Here is a 20,758-nt window from a genome sequence, read left to right on the forward strand (position 1 = left end):
GTCATGTCGCTGCTTGTTCAGTCGCCGTCACGAGCGACCGACGGCGGCATCGCCCGAACAGCAGCTTCCACCGCCCGATCAGCTTGGCGGAGGCGGTCCATTGAGTTAAGGCCCGAGCTCACGATAGCAACCCGTACATAGGTCTGACCGTCTTTTTTAGCTCGATGCCATGCGCCCTAAGCACCCGGTGCATCGCCGCGCCTTTGATCTCGCGAGCGATCTCGTTGACAATTTGAGGTCCGACCGTTCGCTCGGCATCGGCATCGCCCGTTAGGCCTGCTTCGGCGAGCCGTTGGTTCAGCCGAGCGTGAAACTCGTCCTCCATCGCGTCGACGAGCTGCTCCTCAATTGCTGCATGATCTTCGGGAACACGCTCGCGGGTCAACCCGGCTCTCCCCTCGCGGCGCCGCATGTGCGGGACCATGCAAGCCGACTGTCGCCTTGCTCGGACGATACAGTCGGATTCAAGAAACGCTTAACTCGAGTGCTCCCAGACATGCATCGACCACTCCGAGGCTCCTCCAGCGTTCGATCAAGCAGATTGCAGGTTCCGAGCGGGCTAACATCGAGCCGTACGGTGATGTCCGGACTTATCCATTCCCTAGATAGATCTGATCAAGAAAATCAATTTTACCGCTTACAGCGTCCTCATATAGACGCGAGGAGGGTTGGGGCCAACCTAGGGAAGCGATTTCTCGGATGAAAAAGTCTGTGTTAGTGACAGCGAGCGCCCTCGCGCTTGCAACGGCGGCGGTGCCTCCTTTTGCCGCAACAGTTGCCGCGCAACCGGTCGCCGCCAGGGTGCATTTGGCCGATACTTCGTATCCTCAGTGCGCGGACGACCCGTTGGATGGTATCTGCGACCTGTTTTTTTGTTTGACCGATCCCTCGTGCGTGCGACACTGAGAACGGAAAACAACTCAAGCAGAGAATGAGGATCGAGCCTCGTGCGGCCGCTTGCTCCAACAGCGGCCGCGCCCTCATGCCGTACAGTTACAATGGCAGATGGTGCAGGCAGCGCCATCTTATTCAAAGTGATCGCTCACTTTCAGCCAGTCGGTGGCTACCGCGCAACCGCCGCATCGGCGAAGGTTGGGTAGACGGGAAAAGCCGGCTTAGAGCGCCACGCTGTGTTCCGCTGCGAGCCCGTGCTCGATCCAAAACTGATCAAATCATAAGCATCTATTGCTTTTCCATGCCGCGCACATGGCTCTTCGGTTCGATGGTTCGCATTTCGGACGTCATGGATGTCCATTCTTCCCGCTATGCCTAGGGTAGCCGTCGTGGCGTCAGGAAGGATCGTTTTTGGTTGGGTCTAAAATTCAGTGGCGCCGTCTCCGGCATCATGAGCATGGCAAAGAGCCCGGCCGCGCTCGCGAAAAGCATGTACCATGCGGGCACGAGTGCGCTCCCGGTAAGGTGGATCAGCCAGGTGACGATTGGTTGAGCTGTGCCTCCGAAAATCGCTATCGCAAAAGCGTAAATCGTCGCGAAGGCGCCACCACGAATGTTTCTGGGCAAACCTTCGGCCATGCTCACGTAGAAGGCGCTATACGGAATCGTTCCGATCAGGGTGAGGGCGCCGAGACCTCCTAGAAGTGCGAAGGCACTGCGGCTCTCTGCAATCCACAAGAATACCGGATAGGTCATCAGCAATGCAGTAACCTGCGGCCATATCATGATGCGACGACGGCCTGCGCGGTCGGCGAGCAGGCCGCCCAGCGGTGCTGCAGCAATTCCGACCGCATTGCTGATGAGCGTGGTACCAAAGGCGACCGGCGCGGAAACGTGGAGAGTGTTCATCGCGTAGGTGGTCATATATCCGGTAACATAAGTAGTGATCGTGCAGCTGGCCAAGATGACAAATCCCAAGCACATGATGCGGCGATCGGCACGCGATTGGCCTCCAGGCTCGGAGACCAGAACAGGCGCCTCGGGCCGGTGCAACGTTTCGGGCAGGACGCTCCGCAACCAAAGTCCAAACGGCAACGTAGCGGCGCCGAGCAACAGCGCGATCCGCCATCCGTACGCATTTAGAGCTTCGCTTGTCATGGTGAGCGACAGTATTTCTCCAACCAACGCTCCGGCCGTCGCAGCTATCTGTTGGCTCGCGGGCTGAAAAGAGACAGCAAGACCGCGCGCGTCAGCGGGGGCCGCTTCCATCAAGTAGGCGGTCGTCGGACCCACTTCACCTCCGAGAGCAAAGCCTTGCAGCAAGCGTGCGAACACGACCAGCGACGGAGCGGCAAGTCCTATTGTCTCATACGATGGCGTGATAGCTAACAATAGGACCGCGGCACTCATCATGGTGAAGCTGGCGGTCATCGCGGGGCGTCGGCCGGCCCGATCCGAATACGAGCCGAGCACGATGGCCCCGAGCGGTCTGGTCACAAAACCTGCGCCGAAGGTTGCGAGTGACAGCATCAGGCTAGCGAACGAGTCGGTTGCCGGGAAGAACGCCTGACCGATCTGTATCGCGAAAAAGCTGTAGGTCCCGAAGTCGTAGAATTCGAGAATATTGCCGATGGTTGCGCCCAACACGGCGCGGCTCGTCAAGCGTTCGTCTGCGGGATCGAGGACCGGCTCCAGCCTCTCTCGAGTAGATTGCCTCGACATCCTCGACCTAATCTGAAGCGCGCTCCCTCACCCAAACATTTTGGCTAGGGAGGTCGTACTGTTGCATTCCACTCGCCGAACTCGTCCCTCACGGCCATTGCGCCAGTCAACATGTGGGCTGAAGCGTGTTACGACGAAGCTCACCGTAACGTCTGCAATAAAAATGCCTGTCTCCGCGCCACCATTTAGCCCTTGATCTGATGGTGGGCCTGGCCGGCAGGACAAATATGCGGACTTGCTGCAGTTGTCGGGCGCCGCAGACATTGAGCGGCTGTGGCGAGTTTGCGACAAATTGGCGGGCGCCGAACACGAGTCTCCACGACTCGAGCCATTTCAGCGTCGCCTGGTTGCGTCCACACCTTAAGGAGCAGTGGGCCACGCCCTTCACCGCCAGGCGCTTGCCCCCACTCAGGGCGCCTGCGGCGGTTTCTCGCGCGCGTGCAACATCACCATTTATAGGTGCTTCACTTACGGCCGCTCACGGGTCGCTCGCATCTGGCGACAATAAAGACCCAGACCGTCCGTCATCCGTGCGTTCGGCGCCGCTCGCCGTGCATCTCGGCTATCTCCGGCGCGAGGGGGACCCCGCGACGGGGACAAGGCGCGGCGTATTCGGCCCCGTGCCGACGATGCCGATCTCATGTTGTTCGGTGAGCGCTGCAAAGTTTCAAGGTCGTACATCTTGGTCAGCCACTTGGGGAGCTGTTAACGCAAATCAGTGACGCCTCACGTAGGAGCTACCGTTCGTGTGCCCGGACGGGCGAGCACGAATGCGGTCTACGTTTCTTCGCCAACGGACCGTTGGAATGAGAATTCACTCGTGTCCTGAATAAGGAAATTATCGTAATTCGTACACGCGGTGTTGAAGTCGCCGCTGAAATGTCCGCTTCGTCTAAGCGCGCCCTGACACGGCCGCCATCTGCATGACGCTGAGCGTCAATAGCAGCCGGGACAAGGTTGGCCGTTCGTATTGCCTCACCTGAGGATGTAACATTCCGCTTGACCGATGTAGCTCCGGCTGTCAGTCGGAGGTTGCATCATGGCGCGCAGGATCGGAGGCACTGGAGACGTCGCGGAGTGGCCATTACACGCAGTGGCAGCCGCAGCTCCGGGATCAGCGGCACCGCCGCGCCTGAATGATCGTCTCGGCTGCTTTGCGTCTGAGCGATCGTTCTTCATCCAATCAGGCGAGCAGTTCGCTCCGCGGTTGCCGGACCCTCACGTAGGTCGCGCTCTCGTCTGTTTTCGCGCTGGCGCGGCTACGGTTCAGGCGGAACGAGATTTGGCTCGGAGATGATCGCAACAGACGTGGCAGATGCGGCCGCGGGTTTGTCTCCCTTCTTCGACCTTTGTCAGCTTCTCGAAAGCCAGCCTCTTTAACATTCGAACTTGGCCTCTCGATGACGAAGCCGCCCATGTCTGAATTCGTAACGAACTTCAGCTCACTCCCTGGGGAGATCTTCAAGAGGCCTTTGTTCTCATAATAGAAAGGAGAGCTTTATGGATCCGAACCCGATCAACAATGCCCGTTCACCAGAATCACCAACGGCGCACGTCTGGACACAGGAAGATCATGATTTGTTCAGTCAGATCATGAATGAAGCTGGACCATCATCATCTGCTGCACCTGAGGAAGCGGTAGATGTCTCATTCGCCGCTCCCCAGAGATTTTCACACGGTTCGCAAATCGCGCCTGACTTCATGGTCGAAAGGCTGTTCCACCAGGGTCTCTTGCCGGACTCGGACCAGCCGACGATGACCTATGAAATCCGAGGTCACCGCTACACGGCCGGTTTGGATGGGTCCAATCGCGTTCTTCTTTTTCATAACCCTGCGGAGGACCAAGTGGTTGGGGCCGGCCGGGCGGGGCTACCGGAATTCGGAGCTTTCTGGACGGAGCACCGGCGCTTCGGAACGCCGCTACCACAGCAATGGGCCACACCTGCCCTGATGGACAAGCTGCGCGAAGAAGGTTTCATGCCGACCGAAAATAACCCGACAACAATCCAGCTTAACGGACGGGCCTACAAAGCCGAATTAGCCGAAGGAGGGTTCGTTAAGCTTACGCGGGTATGAGACGAAATCCGACGGTGAAGCGATCGCGCCGCTGCGGTCACTTTGGTTGGCCTTACCCGGATAGACAATTCACCGCTTAGCAGTGGATTGCTCGCGCCGCCAGTGGGTACGCATCATCGGACCCGCTGGCAGCGCACGAGATGCACGGTCATCCTGGCCATTTCGTCTGGGTGGTGCGGGACCCGTCATCCGGGCTGCAATATTGCCCCCCGTATTGCCTCACCTGAGGATGTTACTTTCGCTTGACCGATGTAGCTCCGGCTGTCGGCCAGTCCGAGGTTGCACCATAGCACGCAGGATCGGAGGACTGGAGACGCCGCGGAATGCCTATTACACGCGGCCAGCGCCGCACATTTAGCCGCGCGCCGGATGATCCTCTCGGCTGCTTTGCCTCTGAGCGATCTCAACAAGCGCTGCACGATGGTGTGCTTGCGGTGGGCCGAGCTGTCCGGTGTTGCTCAGCGAGGCGGAGACTTGCCAGCGCGCTCAGACGGGGCTACTCGGCCACCAACCAGCGCTCGATGTCGGCTGGGCTCGCGCAAATTGGGCAGCGAAACCGGTGACCGTGCAAGGCATACGCGGGAGCGGCGTAGGCGGTGCCGGTGCGAGCCTACATGGTCTTGGCGGGCGCGGAGGTATTCTCAAGGAGGTCGCAGCAAAGGTCACGTAGCTGCAACGATCGTCGCGAGTGGCGCAGTCGCTTTGCGTAGCAGTGAGATTGCGCGAGCGTATCGGATGGGAATCCTGTCAAATGGCACTACCAGATCTGGGCGTTTTGCAAGCACTGCCTCCTCCGTAGGATCACAGCAAAATCGCATGCACATAGGCGTGTGCAAACAGCTTCGAACCGCGGAAAAGAGCGCTATGACTAACATCAATCTCAGCTCCCCGTCTATTGCAGGTGCACGCGGCGGACAGCGAGCCATCACCGACCAAATAGTCCTTAAATGGAGAGCGCTGGCCCCGAGACATCGAGGTTTCCAGATGATACGAGGAATGAAGCCGATGGCGCGGATGGCTGTAGCAAGAAGGCGCGCGCTCGCCATGTACGATCTCGACCGGTGCTGCGCAATCTGGTGGCTCTATCGTCTCCATTTCGGGTTCACCCGCGACGTGATGTTGGGGCTCGTCGCGGTCACGGTTGCTCAGAAGAGATCCCGCTGCGGAATTTAGGAATCGTGGCGTCGAGCGCCTTCCATAAGGCTCGGCCACCGAACCTACCGCAGGTTACGCGTTTGGCTGGCGGACAAAAGCGTTGCTCAACGCTAATCGCCTCGAGTCTCTCCCCAGCCAACAAAGCGGCAAATCACATCGAGTACCGGCGGCCTGCGCAGGGGCGCTGATGGTGCCGGCAAACGCGACCAGCAGGCTGCGAAGTTCGAACCTGTGCTCGCACTTCACACCACAACTTGAAACCGGTCGACGGATGATCCTGCCCACAGCCGAGTTGTGAGTGGCCGAACGGTGGCGCAAGCGATCGTCGAGGATCTACGTACTGCGACGATGAGCAAGGCGGCCGCTGCGCAACATGCCGTCCTTACTAAGAACCGATTGTCAGGTTTGAGATTGTCAGGTTTGAGCCGGACGTCCAAAAGTCGACACTTACATGGGTCGGAAACGCCTGGAGAACCTTCAATTTTCAAGCGGCACGCTGCTTGCTCCATCGAAAGCCAGCGGACGCAATTCCCGCATGCCCGCGCTTTGAAGCCGAGTATGCATCTTCCGAATGCTTCCACTCACCTAGCAAGACGCTCAAGTCCGGCTGGCTAACTTCAGGACACTCCCATGAAAAATTCGCTTTTTCTCGCCGCGTCACTATCCATGAGCTGTTTGATGGCCGCGGGACTGTCCCAGACGCTAGCGCCTGCGACAGGCGCTGAGGATCCTTTTCTTTGGCTTGAGGAGATCGAAGGGCCGCGCGCATTGGCTTGGGCTCACACCGAGAACGACAAGACACTCAGCGCGCTCCAATCCGATCCACGTTACCAGCGCTTTTACGGGGAGGCGCTCCACGTTCTTCAGGCCAAGGACCGGATTCCGTACGTCTCATTGGGACGGCGCGGTCTCGATAATTTCTGGCAGGACGAGAACCAGGTGCGCGGCGTCTTGCGGCGCACGACGCTTGAAAGCTATCGCACCCAGAGCCCGCGATGGGAGACCATCCTCGACGTGGATGCTCTCGCTGACGCGGACAAGAAGAACTGGGTCCTTAAAGGGGTGAGCTGCCTTCCGCCCGAAGAGCGCCTATGCTTGCTCAACCTGTCCGAGGGCGGAAAAGACGCTGTGTTCGTCCGTGAGTTCGACGCAGTTGCCAAAACCTTCGTCACGAACGGCTTCGAACTTCCCGAAGGAAAACAGGAGGTCACTTGGGTAAACAGCGACACGGTCCTAATTGCACGAGATTGGGGCGAAGGGACCATGACACAAGCCGGTTACCCTTTCGTTGTGAAGGAGCTCAAGCGCGCTCAGTCGCTCGCGGAAGCGCGCGAGGTCTTCCGTGGCGAGGCGACCGATGTCGGGGCCACTCCATTCGTGCTGCGCGACAGTGAAGGCAGGATCCATGCGACCGGCGCCGTGCGCGACATCAGTTCGTTCGAGCATGAGTATGTGCTCTTTGGGCCCGAGCCGATTAAGCTCAATCTGCCAAAGAAGGCAGCCATCGGCGGCATCGCCAGTGGTCGCCTGCTGGTGACGCTCAACGAAGACTGGATGCCACCGTCCGGAGACACCCCCTTCTCAGCCGGCTCGATCATCTCGTATGACCTGGCCGAATGGAAGCAGGATCCGCTGCGCGCCAGACCCACGCTCGTTTTCAAGCCTGGGCCTCGACAAGCGCTCAGCAGATTCACCGCCACAAGAAACTTGTTGATCCTGACGATTCTCGACAATGTTCAGAGTAAGGCGTTCGTCTACAAGTACCATCAGGGCGCTTGGCGGGCCACGCCGATCCCGCTTCCAGAGAATGCGAGTGTCGGTCTGGCTGCAGCATCGCATGAAACGGACGAGGCGATGTTCACGGTCTCCAGCTTTCTTAGCCCGACGATGCTCTGGTACTTCGACGCTGCAACCGAACGCCTTGAGACACTGAAGGCGACACCTCCTAGGTTCGACGCCTCGAGACTTGTCGTCGAACAATTCGAGGCAATCTCGCGCGATGGCACCCGCATTCCTTACTTTCTGCTACGACCCAAGAGCGCAAGGTTTGACGGATCAACTCCAACGCTTCTCTATGGCTATGGTGGGTTTCAGACTCCGCTCGTCCCCTCTTACGTGGGCCTCACCGGACGACTCTGGCTCGAGCAGGGCAACGCGTATGTTGTGGCGAACCTGCGCGGCGGGGGTGAGTTCGGGCCCCAATGGCACCAGACTGCCCAAGGAGCAACGAAGCAGCGCACATGGGATGATTTTATCGCCGTCGCGGAGGACTTGATCCGGCGCAAAATCACTTCTCCCCGCCGGCTGGGCGTAGTCGGCGGTAGCCAAGGAGGCCTCCTGGTAGGGACCGCAATCACCCAACGACCCGAGCTCTTCAATGCGGCCATCTTACAGGTTCCGCTGTTCGACATGGTTCGGTTCACCAAGCTGGGCGCCGGAGCCTCCTGGATCGGCGAGTATGGCGATCCCACCATTCCCGAACAGCGCAAGTGGCTCGAGGCCTACTCGCCCTATCAGAGGTTGGTGCCAGGCAAGACCTACCCGGCCCCCTTCATTCTCACGTCCACAAAGGACGACCGCGTGCATCCAGCGCATGGCCGCAAGGCAGCGGCGAGGCTCGCTGCGTTGGGCCAACCGTACCTCTACTATGAGAATACCGACGGGGGGCATAGCGCCGCCGCCAACCTCATTGAACAGGCACGCCGGATCTCTTTAGAATATACTTATGCATCCCGGCGGCTTGTCGATGAGTGAGGTCGAGGACTAAGATCTACTTCAATGATGACGATTGGCGGACGACGTTATCGGCAGCGGCGTCAGCAAGCCCGTCTTTGCTCATTCTCCGCAGACTATGGTATCGCCCTGGGGATGAATCCGAGCGATCAGCTACGCCCTCACTCTCGCCTATCAGTCCGGGTAGGTCACTCAAGGCCGATTTCTCGTTAATACCCACGAGGCCTTCCGTGTGAACAGCCCTCAGGGGCAAAGCCGGTGCGTTAGCCTCTTGATTCCGAGGCTAACTTCATTGGCAGTGCGGATGCGGATAGGGATAGCGCCTTGACTGAGAGCATGTCTGAGTGGTTGCAGGAATTTCCGTGGCAGATTGAGCGGATATTGATAACCCACACGCACCATTGACCGACTGCGCAAAGACCTGTCAGCTTGCGGTAAGCTATCACAGATACAGAGCCCTTTGGGGTTAGCGGGATGTGGCAGGGACAGCGCTATTGCTCCAGATCGATCAGCGCCGAGTCACCTTTCCGCTAGTCTCAACGGCAGTGCGGATGTGGTAGGGACTAGTTGGCCTGGCTTCAGCCCCGGGTGGGTTAGGACCGAGCCGCACCCGCACTGTTTTACATCTCGCTCCGACCGATCGCGGTGGCTATCTCGACAAGCTTCGCAGGTACTCTGGCGAAGGTCGGTACACCACCTGAAAAGCTGAGGGCCACGTGCTTCCATTTCTGCCGCGACGCGCGCAATGAGTGGCGTTGGACACTACATACCGCCACGAGAGCCGCCTGAATCGCGAGTTCGGCCGCAAGCGCTTCGGCGATGAAGGCTATGCCATGGAAGAGTTGGTCCGAGGCTGGCAGCATGAGCCTGAACACGACCGCCGTCCGGATCAGGGTAACGCTCAAGGACGTGAAGCCGGAGGTGATGCGTTGCCTTGTCGTACCCGTCACCCTGCGCCTTGATCGACTGCATCTGACGCTTCAGGCGGCGATTGGCTGGACGAACAGCCACCTCTTCGAGTTCCTAGCTGGCGAAGGGCGTTGGGGCATCCCTGATCCCGACGGTGATTTTGCCCCCCAGCCGATCGATGCCCGCAAGGCGCGGCTCTCCGATATCGTTCAAGAGGCAGGCGCCAAGACGATCCATTATCTCTATGACTTCGGCGACAGCTGGGACCATGTGATCAAGCTCGAAAAATGGTTCGACAACACGACGATAGAAAGACTTCCCCTCCTGCTCGAGGCCACCGGTCGTTGTCATCCGGAGGACGTCGGCGGTGCGCCAGGCTATGCCGACTACCTCGATGCCATCGGCGACCCTACTCATCCAGAACATGAAAATATGCGCCTCTGGGGGCCCGAACAGTTCGATCCCAACGTCGTCGACCGGAAGACGCTCGAGGCCGCCGTCAACGCATTGTCCGGAATTTGGAAGCCGCGGCGTCGCGCTACGCGGCTCAAATAGACGTCAAGCGTCAATCAAAAGGGCGGCAGAGCTACCCTTACCATCCATCGGAAAAAGCCGCGGCAGAACTACCAGCACTGATTGCTGCCTCACGTGGCTCGGCGATCAGCCTCGGATCGCAGGTAGTGCGGGCGCCGCAAACTTCGGTGGCCAGCCTTACCCCTGCATGAAAGCAAAGCTGACCACCTTTGCTCCCGAGAGGCTCAACTTCTCGAGGTGCCACTAAGTAGTATCTTCGAAAAGTACCGGAGGCCACCTACCCGGTTTGGTGGCCGCCTAATCCACGGCTGTGGTCTAAGCTGGTTCTCTGCCCTGAAGAATTTGGAGACACCAGCATGCCCAACCACGGGCGCATTCGTTGCATAAACAAGATCGACAGGTCGAACGCACATGAGAGAATCAAGAATGTTGGCGGGGTAAATTCAGACGGAACGCGATGGAAGCTATCCGTTGAAAGACCATCCGAGACCTCGAACGCCGCGAATGGGAGTACTACGTCGAAGCATCGGGCCACTCCGTCAGCGTCATCGTCGCCACGCACGGCGGACACAAGTACATCAAGACAACAGCGGACGGAATTCAACCGGACAATCTCCTTTCCCTCCTGAGTGTCCGTGATAATTACCAATCCCGTGTCGGAAGCAGTGCGGGCGCGACTCGGCGCCGTTCGGTTGCGCTGGAGCGGACGCTGTCCCTGCCCCGCCCGCACTGCCATTGAAGTTAGCGGCAACGTGACTCGGCGCTTGGAAGCCCCCGCGCTTACCCTTGGGAAGCGCTGTCCCTGCCACGCACCGCTAACTCCCCACCAGCCAGCCTCAAAGTAGCGAAAGAAGCTGACCGGGAGCGTATCGCTCGCAGAACGAGCATAACCATCATAACGGGGCTTAGCCCGTGAGCTGGAAGCAGTGCGGACGCGGCTTGGCGCCTGACGGCCTAGGGGGGCATGATGAGGCATTATCCTGCCGCATCCGCACTGCCGATGAGCTTAGCGGAAGCGTGACTCGGCGCATGGTGGTCCTTCAGCACATGCGCTGTCACTGCCACGCCCCCGTTAAACCCAACGATTGGGTATCGGAGCTAGCTTACCGAAAGCTGACGAAACTGCGCGGCAATTCACAAACGAAAAGCAGCCCGTGTGGGCCGCTTGCCGCCTCATGATTGGTGCACATAAGCGCGTGCGCGAGAGCCTGCCTTCTGCGCTTCCGTGCTGCCTGCACTCCGGTTGACGCACATCCCTCACCACAACGCGACATGTCCGACCGCGTAGCGTGCGTCATTCCTAGTGCAGGACTAATTCAGTTGAATTCGCTTGGCGTTTTACTTGGCAATTGCCGAGCGGGTAGGAGGTGATCGCGTCGGAGCTTTGCTGTGATAGATGCGTGCCTACGCGATACTGAGAACGCGCGCTTGTGGTGGGCCGCAGCGGCACGCTCATCATGCCATATCGCGACGGCTTCTAGATTCACCCGCGTGTATTGCTTGTCAGTCATTTGGTCCTCAGTCCCCGTTATCTGGCGGCGCCGTGTAGGGCAGCCTCTCAACCGATAGCTGCTTCTGGATTTCTTGCGGCATGCGCTCGGCGAGTTGCTTCTCCGCCTCGGTCTGCCATGCCTTGCGTGCGGCAGCATCTGGTTGCGAAATGGCTGTGTTCGGCATTTCGGAATATAGCCCATGCCTGAGTATCGATCCTTGCTGCGACGGATAGCCACGAAGGTGCCCCGGTTTGCGTGCACCAAGAAAGCGTTCCGGACAGTGAGCTTCGTGCTCCCGCCTGGGGTGAGCCTAAACGTACTGGCCCGTAGTCCGGCTGCGTCAATACTTGCGCCGATTGTGTTCAAGATACCGATCCGCAGCTTTGATGCCGTGAACGAAGCGCTTAGGTCGGACTGTGTGGTCCGCCGCAACTTGGTTACGCCGGGCTTGATCCGAGCGACATGCACACCCGCTCGGCCGCGATTGTCTTCAGGGCAACCTGGTGATTCCGAGGGAAGTCGCCCCCGTTCCGAGATGATGTCGCCCCTTTGGTGAAGGATCCGGCGGGGCCGCTGGTAGCGCGTAGAGTGCCTCCTTTTGCCTGAAAGCAAGGGGGCTTCATGCCGGCGCAGAGGTAGCGATGCGGAAGGTGCGGGAGATTTTGCGGCTCAAGCTCGGCGTGGGGTTGTCGCACAAGGCGATCGCCCGGAGCCGGGGGATCGCACCTTCGACCGTGCGGCTGACATTGGAGCGCGTCGGCGCTGCCGGCTTCTCCTGGCCGCTGCCGGATAATGCGACTGATACGATCCTGGAGGAGAAGCTCTATGGCCGGGCCGGAACGAAGCAGGGCCATCGACGCCGCGCCGAACCCGGCCGGTCGGCACGAGACACGATCATGTGCAGCGCGGCCACCCGCTCGGCATGCCCGTCGGCCTGCGTCAGGCAGGCGTCGACCAACAGGCCGTGGCGGTTCTCCATCAGCCCATGCCCGATGAAGCACAGCTTCGTTTCCTTGCCCTTACTCTTGCGGTAGAGCCTGGCATCGGGATCGGTGGTCGAAGCATGGGTGTCGTTCGAGCGCTTCTGGCCATGGAAGTCCGCTTCGGCATTGCGCCCACCGCCTCGCGCCGGCGGCTCGCCAGAGCCGTCCTTCGGCTTGACACTCTTCATCGAGGCCCGGCCTCGATCAGCGTGCCATCGACCGAGAAGTGATCGCTCGACAGAAGCTTCGTCACCTTGGGCTGCGCCAGCACCGCCGCCAGGAACTTGGCCGCGATGTCGCCTTCCAGCAGTCGGTCGCGGTTCTTCGAGAACACCGAATGGTCCCAGGCCGCGTCGTCGACGCCGATTCCTACGGACCAGCGGAACAGCAGGTCGTCTTCCAGCCGCTCCATCAGAAGCCGCTCCGAGCGGATCGAGTAAAACGCCTGCAACAGCATCGCCCGCAGCAGCTTCTCCGGCGGGATCGACGGCCGCCCAATTGGCGAATAGAGCGCGGCAAACTCGCGCTCCAGCGCCGACAGCGCCTCGTTCACGATCGTCCGGATCGCTCGCAGCGGATGATCACGCCGCACCCGCGCCTCCAGGTCCAGTTGCCGAAAAACTCTCCCTGCGTAAATTCGCCAACGGAATCGAAGTCGCAGACCCAACTCAATCTTGAATCCATGCCGCCTAGCCCGCTCCGGCACCAACATTCGGCGATAGCACTTTAACCCACGATAAGTCGCACCTTGGATCGAAAGACAAGTAATCGCAAGTCAGTTCTTCACCCGGTTGAACGTCACGGGCTGTGAAAATTCGGCAATGATCGTCTTGGTACGTGTTTGGTTGACTGCTGTGATTCATGAAACGGGCGTTGTCAGCATTGTACTCTAGAACACCATCATCAACGTCGAGGTCTCTCGGATAGGCATGCTTGTCGAGTAAAGCTTGAAATGTCCGAGGTAAACTTTCGTACTGTTCAGGTGTCACGGCAATGTCAACGAGTGGGTTGTGAATCCAAATTAGTGCACCTTTAGGCAAAAGAGTAGCAGCGAAAAGTCCAATACCGCCAAACTGGTCTGGCTTCAAAATAGTTTCAACAATCAACACTGACATATCTCCCAAAGTCACTAACACCAGCAAGCTAACTAACGTGAGCCGTGCAATCTCCTGCAAAAATTGGTAGGATTGTTTAATCGTATCGCCGTCACAATCTCGGTTTTTCTTCGATCTCTGCATTCGTTTCGGCAGCGGCTGCTACGGATCAGGATCTCGGCTATCGCTCGATGAGGAGATGCTGCAGGACTGACCACGGTTCGCCTTCCGCGGCACCGACGTCCTGGAGGTGCTGGAAAGAGCCGGCAAGAAAGTGGGTTTCCCGGTAACGTTCCGGGGCAATTTGCCCAGGTATCCAAAAACGATGCGGCGACGCGTGACCGCCGCTGGCCGCGCGGCTCGTAGAGCTCCTGGTGATCGTCCACCGCTTTTCGCCGCGACGCCGTCCTGTGCGGACGCCAGACCTTCACTGAGCGTTTCGCCGACGGGATATTGGCGTCATCCGCGCGGCGCACGGCGCGGCTGGACTCGACGGTCCAGCATCTCGTGTGGTGCTTAGCGGTCGACGGACAGGGGCTTTGCAAAACGGCTGATGCTGCCCAGTAAGCAAGGACAGGCCTATGCGTTTTGTCTGACGCCACACCAGGCTCGGCTGGGGCGGCGCATGAACGAAACGGCTATGTTCTCCGCGTCGAGACCCCAGAGCGGAGCTGAACGCAAGGTAGACGTTCATTTCCCTGAATCGAAGGATCACCTCAAGGGATCATAGCCAACAGTTAATCGAGCCATCCACCAGTGCCTGCCTTACTTGTCCGGCCCGTTCCTTGGACAGCTTCTCGGCCAAGCTGTGATCCTTTAGCGTCGGGAGTGTTTCTCGGCATCTACATTCGTGGATGATGGATGAGCCGAACGTCGTTGGGCCCTCCCGGCCCCAAGAGGGCGGTGTAGCGCTCGCCGCGAATGTCGTAGTTCTTTTCCGGCTGCGCCGCGTCCGGCAAGAGGCCCCAGCGGCCGAGCTTCGAGATCATCGTGATTGGGGCGGGTTGGGTCCCGTGCGAAAAGCCCTCAGGAACGGCGAATGATGCGGCGTAAATCTCGCGGGCCGCGGGCGGCGTCGTCTCAGCTCTGGCGGACGCCGGAGCGGCTTGCTCCATCGTCTGTGCAAGCAGTGCTGGCGAGGGCCGATTCGCCGGCTGTGCGCTCGGCTGCGAAACGCTTTCCGGTCGAGATCCGAAATGAATGGTTGCGCCTGACAGATTGAGTGGAGAGCTGCCCCTCATCGCCGCCGCGGGCACGAACAGCGCCGTGAAGCGGTCGTTGTGAACTATGAAAGGAGCGGGTGGGGTGTCCTGGCTCGGCGGGACGCTGCTACCCTCATGCGCGCCTGACGTGCGCTGGTCGTCCTGCCGCGAGTTGAAGGAACGAACGGCCGCTCCTGAATCCACGGCGTGGTCATGACGCTCGGTGGTCTCGAGAGACGACGATGAGCCGGCGTTTTCCAGCATCGCCCACAGCAGATCCTGAGCGTAGTCTTCGGCAGGAAGGATCAACGGACCGCTGGCCCGAAACGGTGTGCCAGCCTCTTCAATCAGCTCGTGAGCGGCTGAATTGCTAGGCTCGCTGGGCTGGTGCTCAATGGCATCGGCTTGCGTCTGGCTTAGTGTCCTCTGCCTCTTCGCAGGCCTCAACTGGCCGGTGTAGTCCTCACCCATCAGGGCAGGGGCGTCCTCGCGTCCGGTGACTGCGTGTTCAGGGTGAGAACCGTCGGCCCTCTGGTGCTCAAGTCCCAAGATCTCGGCGAGTCTAAGGCCTTCTTCAGACAGATGAGGATAGTAGGGATTAGCAGAAACAGGATCCTCTGCGACCGCAGAGGTGCCAACTTGCGGCACTTCTTCCAAGTACGGTTCAAACTCCGCTTGCTGCTGTTGTGCTTGCGGCGCCGCGGCGTTGTAAGCAGCGAACTCTGGGTCGAATGGGTTGATGCTGTTAAAAGGGTCCATGTCCCCCCCTCGGTTCGAGTGTGTCGCTCTCGCTCTATTAGGATCAGCTGTCGACAAGCTGACGCACTCAGAGAATTCGGTGAGCCAAATGAGCCTGCCCGATCGCCACACTTCGCTCGAAAAACGCGCAAGATGCCGGGTTGCGCATCAAGTGGCACGCCCTTGCGGCATTTCGCGGTGTCCTGATGGATCGAGGCCGACCTGAACTAAAAGCAGTTCAGACCTTTGCCGGCCATAGCAGTCAAGGACCGCAACTGCCATCTGTTCAAATCGGACGACCACAACACGGCGATGGATGTGATCGCGAAAAGACTCTTTCAATCAAAGGCATAAAGGTCTTGGGACCGCTCATCGACATGCCGCACTGGGTGGCGGCATTCAGCAGATGTCGGATTGCGTGGCCGAACGAACGCGCCCGCGCGATCCTGGTGACTATTTATCGAAACGCCGATTGTCGAGCGGACAGAGTGTTGTCTCGATCGAGCGGTGTCCCATAAAGGGCGCCATAAAATGATTGCAGACTGATCGCCTGTCTCTTGGGACCCATGCCTATTGTGAGGCAGAGACTTATGGTGGCCGCCTCGCGACGTAACGGAGGGAACCGAATTAGAGACTTTCACCCGTACTGTCGACCTAAGATAATCTGGACTTCGGCTCGCGCTTTCCCAACTGCAAGCGCATCGAGATCAGATATGTTCACTCGATCTCGTGGTATTCGGCCCGGTCGAAATCCGAGCCGAACAGCGCTGCTGCGGCGTCGTAGAGCGCGACGGTATTGACGGTTGACTGCATGGCGTACCAGGCGCGCAATGCCTCGATCGCCGATGCATGGGCTCGCAACTGTCGCGACGGGGGTTGGCAATCGAGCACCTCCAGCTTGGGCGGCTCCCGCTTCGCGCCGCTCTCGAGGATATTCCGATTGATTGTCATTTCTCTGCCTTTACCGTCCTAGTTGGTCCGCCAGACGCTATGCGCTCGCGACCAGCCCGCGAGTCTGCGCCGTGTTGACGGATCATTTCGCGATGGGACCGTTTGATGAAGGCGCGCTCGACGCAAAAGCCGGCGGTGACTGAAGCGGCTACCGCTAGGCCGCAGGCGACGTAGTCATCCAGCAAACTCCAAATTATGTTACTGCCGGCGACGACGACAAAAGTGAGTCCCATGGCGGTATTGCGAAATGTTTTAACCATGCTTGTTCCTCCAGCCGATCCGCGAGGGATGTTAACATTGCAACCAGGACGTTCCGCGGCGTTTGACGGGCATGATCCGTCGTATTTCTGCTAGATCAGCTTGTGCTCGCGCGCGGCTACTCTCGAACATCAAGAACGATGTGGATGACGAACCGGCAGAAGACGAGGAGACGGCTCCTGCTCAAGCTCCTCGATATTCTTGATGTCTAGGCCCGAGCGGTCTTGACCTGTTGGCAAGCAGATCAGGCACTTCCCCGAGCTGCGGGTCCAACGCTAATCGCAGCGCCGTATGGCCAGTTGAGAGACCAGATCCTCGGCGCGATGAGAGATTGCGAAAGATTGCGACAATGTGTCGTTATTCTGGAGCGAGTTGTCGTCTGTCTTGAGGCAGCCACTCAAGAACAAGATCGCCGCGTCTGTGACGAGCGGCGCGATCAATGGAGCATTTAAACCAGCTACTGATGCAAAAGCGCAAGCAGTTGGCCAGGTCGCCCCTTCTTTGCGGAGCTGGCTTCGCGGGGCCTGAACATGCGCCTGCATTGATCATCTCCCACGACGGCGCTCCTGTGATGCTGCTTTCTTGACTTACCCAATGTTACCCAACTTCGATCTGAATGGGTGCATATGGGCGGAAAATGGCGGTTAGCGTTCCTAACACTCGCGGCCCTGGAAGAGCAGGGGCACGTGAATTGCGGGCCAATGAGCCCAGAGGAGGGACTAATGCCAAGGACGCTAGCCGCTTTGCGCGGCCATTCGGCTCATTTTGTCAAAACCGCTCTGACTTGCTCAACTCTCTTGGCGAGTGCGGCCGCATTTCCCGTCCAGACGAAAGCGGAGGATATCAACTGGCGCCAGTTCGAGGGCTCTTCGATCGTATGGGCTTACGACATCCATCCGTATGCTGACGCCGTTGCAGCACAGCTGCCTGAGTTCGAGAAGTTGACAGGCATCAAGGTGACGCCCGAGCTCTATCCGGACGACGCCTACTGGAATAAGCTGACTATCCAGCTGAGCACAAAGTCGCCCTCGTGGGACGTCGTCGGCACGGGGATTCAGCCGGCCTGGGATCTCGCGCCCGGTCAACTGCTCGAGCCGCTCGACGGCTATCTGAACGACCCCAAGCTCACCTCGGCAAGCTATGACTACAAGGACTTCTTCCCCGCATTGCGGGACGCGCTGACTTGGCAAGTCAATGGCGGGCAAATCGAAGCAGGCCAGGGTCAAGTGTGGGCTATCCCGCACGGGTTCGAAAACATCCAATTGTTCTACCGGAAGGACATTCTGGACAAGCACGGTATCAAGGTTCCGACAACCCCGCCGGAAATGTCCGCGGCTTGCGAGAAGCTGAAATCTGCGGATCCGACGATCACACCTCTGGGCGTGCGGGGAGTTCGCTTTTGGAGCAGCATCCACACGGCCGCAATCTCGATCGCCAAATCCTACGGTGTGCACGACTTCGTCGTCAAGGACGGCAAGTTAGAGACTGGTCTCGATTCGCCCGAGTCGGTCGCCTTCCACAAGGACTATGTGGAGATGATCAAGAAGTGCGCTGCTCCATCCTTTGCCAACGACAACTGGTATCAGGTGGTCGATGGGATCAATTCGGGTCGGACAGCGATGGCGATCGATTCCAACATGTTTGGGTTCTGGAACGATGTTGCCGGCAAACCCGCTTCGGGCAAAATTGCATTCGCTCCTCCTCTGCGCGCTCCGAACGGTCAGAATTTCGAATCGAACATCTGGATCTGGTCCCTGGCCATGAATGCGGCTTCTCAGAAAAAGAGCGCAGCCTGGCTGTTCATTCAGTGGGCGACGTCAAAGCAGGTCGAGCTCAACGGTGCCGTCGCCGGGAAGCTCGTCAATTCTCCGCGCGCCTCGACCTGGAGCGACAAGGTGTGGCTCGACTATGCGGCGAAACCGGAATTCACGAATTTCGTGGATACCTTCAAAAGCGTGCAGGACAGGGCTGCATTGGCCTTTACGCCGCGCGCAGGATTTGCCGAGGCAATGAACGCCTGGGCAGTCGCCATGCAGAAAATGGTCAACGGCGCGGACGTGAAGGCGACTTTGACCGACCTCGCCTCCGAGATCCGCTCCTCCATGTAAGGCGGTTGGGGGTGGCATAAGGGTTTGCCGCCTCCACCACGCCCGAGTATTTTTTGAGAAGTGAGCGATGGACCTTCAAGGCATCGACGCAATCGTGACGCTACAATCATCGGCAGACCAGCTGGCCTCGTCCAAAAACGAGCAGGTACAAAAGGCCGAGCAGAATGCTCTTGATTGGTGGAGCCTTGCTGCGATTGCTCCCGCAATCATCATCCTGCTTGGATTTCTTTTTCTGTTTTTCTATGGGGTCTTTCAATCACTGACCGATCTCAGGTTTGGCCGTCCCGTGGTTCGCTTCATTGGATTCACCAACTATGAAGTGGCAATCAAGACCCAAGATTTCTGGAATAGCGTGCGGGCGACTATGGCGTATGCCTGCTCCGCCGTGCTCGCCGAAGCGTTCTTTGGGCTTGCGCTCGCCAAATTGTTCGCAAGTGGGGTGTTCCTGGCCCGGCTGATGCGGCCCGTCATTCTCCTTCCCCTGGTGCTGCCGCCAATGAGCGTCGCCTTGATGTGGACCACAATGATGGATCCGCAGAATGGGATCCTGAACTATTTGCTTTCGCTCGTTGGGATCGGTCGGTTCGCATGGATTTCGGACGCCAGTACGGCGATGTTCTCGCTGGTTCTCATCGACATATGGACTTACACACCATTTTTTGCGCTCATCATCTTCGCCGGCTTGCAGGGCATCAACGATGAGGTCAGAGAAGCCGCGCGGGTCAATGGCGCGCGTGGTTGGGCAACGTTCCTCCATATCGAGCTTCCCCTCATCTCGCCGTACATTCTGATCGCCGCGGTATTTCGGCTGATCGAATCGCTCAACCAGTTTGATATCATCTTCGGAACGACCCAGGGCGGCCCGGGCGGCAGTACTTCCGTGCTCTCGGTTCGGGCCTACATCACGGCCTTTCAAAATCTCGCTTTCGGGCGTGGTGCCGCGCTCATGGTTGTCAATTGGATGATCGTGCTTCTCGGGGCCTTTGCCATGGTGAGATTGTGGCGGTTGGTCCGGCACCGCGTAAGCTAGAGGAGGCTGACATGCGTTTCAATCGCTCAACGCCTGCAAGCTTGTTCCTTAATCTGCTGATTGTTGCTTGTACGCTGATCCTGACATTTCCGTTGGTCTGGATCGTGATGATGTCGCTGAAGCAGCAAGCTGAGGTCATGACCTGGCCGCCTCGCTTTATCTTCACTCCAACATTTGAGAACTTCCGCGTTTTGTTCGATGCCGCCCACGCCGGGGCAACAAGTTACGGCACCATCAAGGTTGATTTCCTGACCCCGGTCACCAATAGCGTCGTGATCTCGCTTGGTGCGGTGCTCGTATCGCTCGTCGCAGGGGTACCGGCAGGCTACGTCCTGGCGAGGCGTGATATCCCTATGAAGGAGGACATCGCATTCTTCATTCTGGGGTTCCGCTTCGCGCCGGCGCTCCTTGTCGTCATACCGCTGTTCAGCGTGTTCCAGACAGTCGGCCTTTATGACACCTATTTCGGTATGATCTGGGTCTATCAGGTCGTCACGCTGCCAATGATCATTTGGCTGAGCCGTTCATATATCGAGGACATCCCAAAGGATATTGAGGAGGCGGCCGCTATGGATGGCGCAAAGCCATTCCGGGTTGTTTGGCACATCGTTCTTCCGCTTCTAAAGCCCGGCTTGATAGGCGCTTCTTTGCTTATCTTCCTGCTTGCGTGGCACAACTTCGCGCTCGGCCTGATCCTCAGTTCGACGAAAGCACCAGTCACCGTCGCCTTGCTCAAGCTGCTCAATCCGGGCGTTCAGTTCTATCCGGTCATGGCTGCGGGTCTGGTGGTGACCATGATTGTGCCGGTCGTCCTGATCATCCTTGGCCAGCGTCATCTCGAACGTGGTCTTACCTTCGGGGCCGTGAAATGAGCCCCA

The 20,758-nt window shown here is 58.7% G+C and carries 15 protein-coding genes and 1 pseudogene; 8 read left to right on the forward strand and 8 right to left on the reverse strand.

Going from position 1 to position 20,758, the window contains the following annotated elements; translation table 11 throughout:
• Nucleotides 1-118: 118 nt before the first annotated feature.
• A complete protein-coding gene (locus tag MTR72_RS22105) occupies nucleotides 119-385 on the reverse strand; it encodes a hypothetical protein (RefSeq protein ID WP_280968751.1) in 267 nt (88 codons plus the stop codon).
• 884 nt (nucleotides 386-1,269) lie between these two features.
• Nucleotides 1,270-2,616, reverse strand: coding sequence for a citrate-proton symporter (locus MTR72_RS22110; RefSeq protein WP_280968752.1), 1,347 nt, complete (start codon nucleotides 2,614-2,616; stop codon nucleotides 1,270-1,272).
• A gap of 1,500 nt (nucleotides 2,617-4,116) precedes the next feature.
• Between MTR72_RS22110 and MTR72_RS22115 the strand changes: the two genes are divergently transcribed.
• From MTR72_RS22115 to MTR72_RS22130, 4 genes are all read left to right on the forward strand, one after another.
• Nucleotides 4,117-4,692: a hypothetical protein gene (locus MTR72_RS22115; protein WP_280968753.1), complete on the forward strand. Its 576-nt coding sequence runs from the start codon at nucleotides 4,117-4,119 to the stop codon at nucleotides 4,690-4,692.
• Between the two features lie 1,785 nt (nucleotides 4,693-6,477).
• Nucleotides 6,478-8,601, forward strand: a complete 2,124-nt coding sequence (locus MTR72_RS22120; RefSeq protein WP_280968754.1) for a prolyl oligopeptidase family serine peptidase — start codon at nucleotides 6,478-6,480, stop codon at nucleotides 8,599-8,601.
• An 840-nt stretch (nucleotides 8,602-9,441) separates the two neighbouring features.
• Entirely contained in the window at nucleotides 9,442-10,044 is a 603-nt protein-coding gene (locus MTR72_RS22125; protein WP_341510963.1) for a plasmid pRiA4b ORF-3 family protein, read from the forward strand.
• 460 nt (nucleotides 10,045-10,504) lie between these two features.
• Nucleotides 10,505-10,762: a DUF3892 domain-containing protein gene (locus MTR72_RS22130; RefSeq protein WP_445819621.1), complete on the forward strand. Its 258-nt coding sequence runs from the start codon at nucleotides 10,505-10,507 to the stop codon at nucleotides 10,760-10,762.
• A 779-nt stretch (nucleotides 10,763-11,541) separates the two neighbouring features.
• Here MTR72_RS22130 and MTR72_RS22135 read toward each other — a convergent pair.
• The 4 genes and pseudogenes from MTR72_RS22135 to MTR72_RS22150 all read right to left on the reverse strand — a co-directional run bounded on the left by MTR72_RS22135 (nucleotide 11,542) and on the right by MTR72_RS22150 (nucleotide 15,554).
• Nucleotides 11,542-11,700, reverse strand: coding sequence for a hypothetical protein (locus tag MTR72_RS22135; RefSeq protein ID WP_341510964.1), 159 nt, complete (start codon nucleotides 11,698-11,700; stop codon nucleotides 11,542-11,544).
• 690 nt (nucleotides 11,701-12,390) lie between these two features.
• A pseudogene (locus MTR72_RS22140) lies at nucleotides 12,391-13,136 on the reverse strand (IS5 family transposase); the annotation flags it as partial.
• Nucleotides 13,137-13,188: 52 nt separating this feature from the next.
• The gene (locus MTR72_RS22145) at nucleotides 13,189-13,737 is read right to left on the reverse strand and encodes an SET domain-containing protein (protein WP_341510965.1); all 549 of its coding nucleotides are present in this window, start codon (nucleotides 13,735-13,737) and stop codon (nucleotides 13,189-13,191) included.
• 698 nt (nucleotides 13,738-14,435) lie between these two features.
• On the reverse strand, nucleotides 14,436-15,554 hold the full coding sequence (locus MTR72_RS22150; protein WP_341510966.1) for a hypothetical protein: 1,119 nt from the start codon (nucleotides 15,552-15,554) through the stop codon (nucleotides 14,436-14,438).
• Between the two features lie 569 nt (nucleotides 15,555-16,123).
• On the opposite strand from MTR72_RS22150, the gene MTR72_RS40530 reads away from it, so the two are divergent.
• Nucleotides 16,124-16,333, forward strand: coding sequence for a DUF1589 domain-containing protein (locus MTR72_RS40530; RefSeq protein ID WP_445819620.1), 210 nt, complete (start codon nucleotides 16,124-16,126; stop codon nucleotides 16,331-16,333).
• Here the strand turns inward: MTR72_RS40530 and MTR72_RS22155 are convergent.
• Both MTR72_RS22155 and MTR72_RS22160 read right to left on the reverse strand, forming a co-directional pair.
• Nucleotides 16,251-16,484, reverse strand: coding sequence for a hypothetical protein (locus MTR72_RS22155; RefSeq protein ID WP_280968759.1), 234 nt, complete (start codon nucleotides 16,482-16,484; stop codon nucleotides 16,251-16,253). The genes MTR72_RS40530 and MTR72_RS22155 overlap by 83 nt on opposite strands.
• 533 nt (nucleotides 16,485-17,017) lie before the next feature.
• Entirely contained in the window at nucleotides 17,018-17,284 is a 267-nt protein-coding gene (locus tag MTR72_RS22160; RefSeq protein WP_341510967.1) for a hypothetical protein, read from the reverse strand.
• 201 nt (nucleotides 17,285-17,485) lie between these two features.
• Between MTR72_RS22160 and MTR72_RS22165 the strand changes: the two genes are divergently transcribed.
• The 3 genes from MTR72_RS22165 to MTR72_RS22175 all read left to right on the forward strand — a co-directional run bounded on the left by MTR72_RS22165 (nucleotide 17,486) and on the right by MTR72_RS22175 (nucleotide 20,752).
• Nucleotides 17,486-18,850 (forward strand): ABC transporter substrate-binding protein, encoded by a 1,365-nt coding sequence (locus MTR72_RS22165; protein WP_341510968.1) that lies wholly within the window; start codon nucleotides 17,486-17,488, stop codon nucleotides 18,848-18,850.
• Nucleotides 18,851-18,917: 67 nt separating this feature from the next.
• The gene (locus MTR72_RS22170; protein WP_341510969.1) at nucleotides 18,918-19,880 is read left to right on the forward strand and encodes a carbohydrate ABC transporter permease; all 963 of its coding nucleotides are present in this window, start codon (nucleotides 18,918-18,920) and stop codon (nucleotides 19,878-19,880) included.
• An 11-nt stretch (nucleotides 19,881-19,891) separates the two neighbouring features.
• The gene (locus tag MTR72_RS22175) at nucleotides 19,892-20,752 is read left to right on the forward strand and encodes a carbohydrate ABC transporter permease (protein ID WP_341510970.1); all 861 of its coding nucleotides are present in this window, start codon (nucleotides 19,892-19,894) and stop codon (nucleotides 20,750-20,752) included.
• Nucleotides 20,753-20,758 lie beyond the last annotated feature (6 nt).

Origin of the sequence: Bradyrhizobium sp. ISRA442, from assembly GCF_038085055.1 — a bacterium.
Classification (GTDB): domain Bacteria; phylum Pseudomonadota; class Alphaproteobacteria; order Rhizobiales; family Xanthobacteraceae; genus Bradyrhizobium.

What these genes read in the sequence shown, in the direction of transcription:
- MTR72_RS22170 (WP_341510969.1), top strand. Translation starts at nt 18,918, where the DNA reads ATGGACCTTCAAGGCATCGACGCAATCGTGACGCTACAATCATCGGCA.
- MTR72_RS22135 (WP_341510964.1), bottom strand. Translation starts at nt 11,700, where the DNA reads ATGCCGAACACAGCCATTTCGCAACCAGATGCTGCCGCACGCAAGGCA.
- MTR72_RS22175 (WP_341510970.1), top strand. Translation starts at nt 19,892, where the DNA reads ATGCGTTTCAATCGCTCAACGCCTGCAAGCTTGTTCCTTAATCTGCTG.
- MTR72_RS22125 (WP_341510963.1), top strand. Translation starts at nt 9,442, where the DNA reads ATGAGCCTGAACACGACCGCCGTCCGGATCAGGGTAACGCTCAAGGAC.
- MTR72_RS22110 (WP_280968752.1), bottom strand. Translation starts at nt 2,616, where the DNA reads ATGTCGAGGCAATCTACTCGAGAGAGGCTGGAGCCGGTCCTCGATCCC.
- MTR72_RS22160 (WP_341510967.1), bottom strand. Translation starts at nt 17,284, where the DNA reads ATGCAGGCGCATGTTCAGGCCCCGCGAAGCCAGCTCCGCAAAGAAGGG.
- MTR72_RS22115 (WP_280968753.1), top strand. Translation starts at nt 4,117, where the DNA reads ATGGATCCGAACCCGATCAACAATGCCCGTTCACCAGAATCACCAACG.
- MTR72_RS22145 (WP_341510965.1), bottom strand. Translation starts at nt 13,737, where the DNA reads ATGCAGAGATCGAAGAAAAACCGAGATTGTGACGGCGATACGATTAAA.
- MTR72_RS22155 (WP_280968759.1), bottom strand. Translation starts at nt 16,484, where the DNA reads ATGACAATCAATCGGAATATCCTCGAGAGCGGCGCGAAGCGGGAGCCG.
- MTR72_RS40530 (WP_445819620.1), top strand. Translation starts at nt 16,124, where the DNA reads ATGGTGGCCGCCTCGCGACGTAACGGAGGGAACCGAATTAGAGACTTT.
- MTR72_RS22150 (WP_341510966.1), bottom strand. Translation starts at nt 15,554, where the DNA reads ATGGACCCTTTTAACAGCATCAACCCATTCGACCCAGAGTTCGCTGCT.
- MTR72_RS22120 (WP_280968754.1), top strand. Translation starts at nt 6,478, where the DNA reads ATGAAAAATTCGCTTTTTCTCGCCGCGTCACTATCCATGAGCTGTTTG.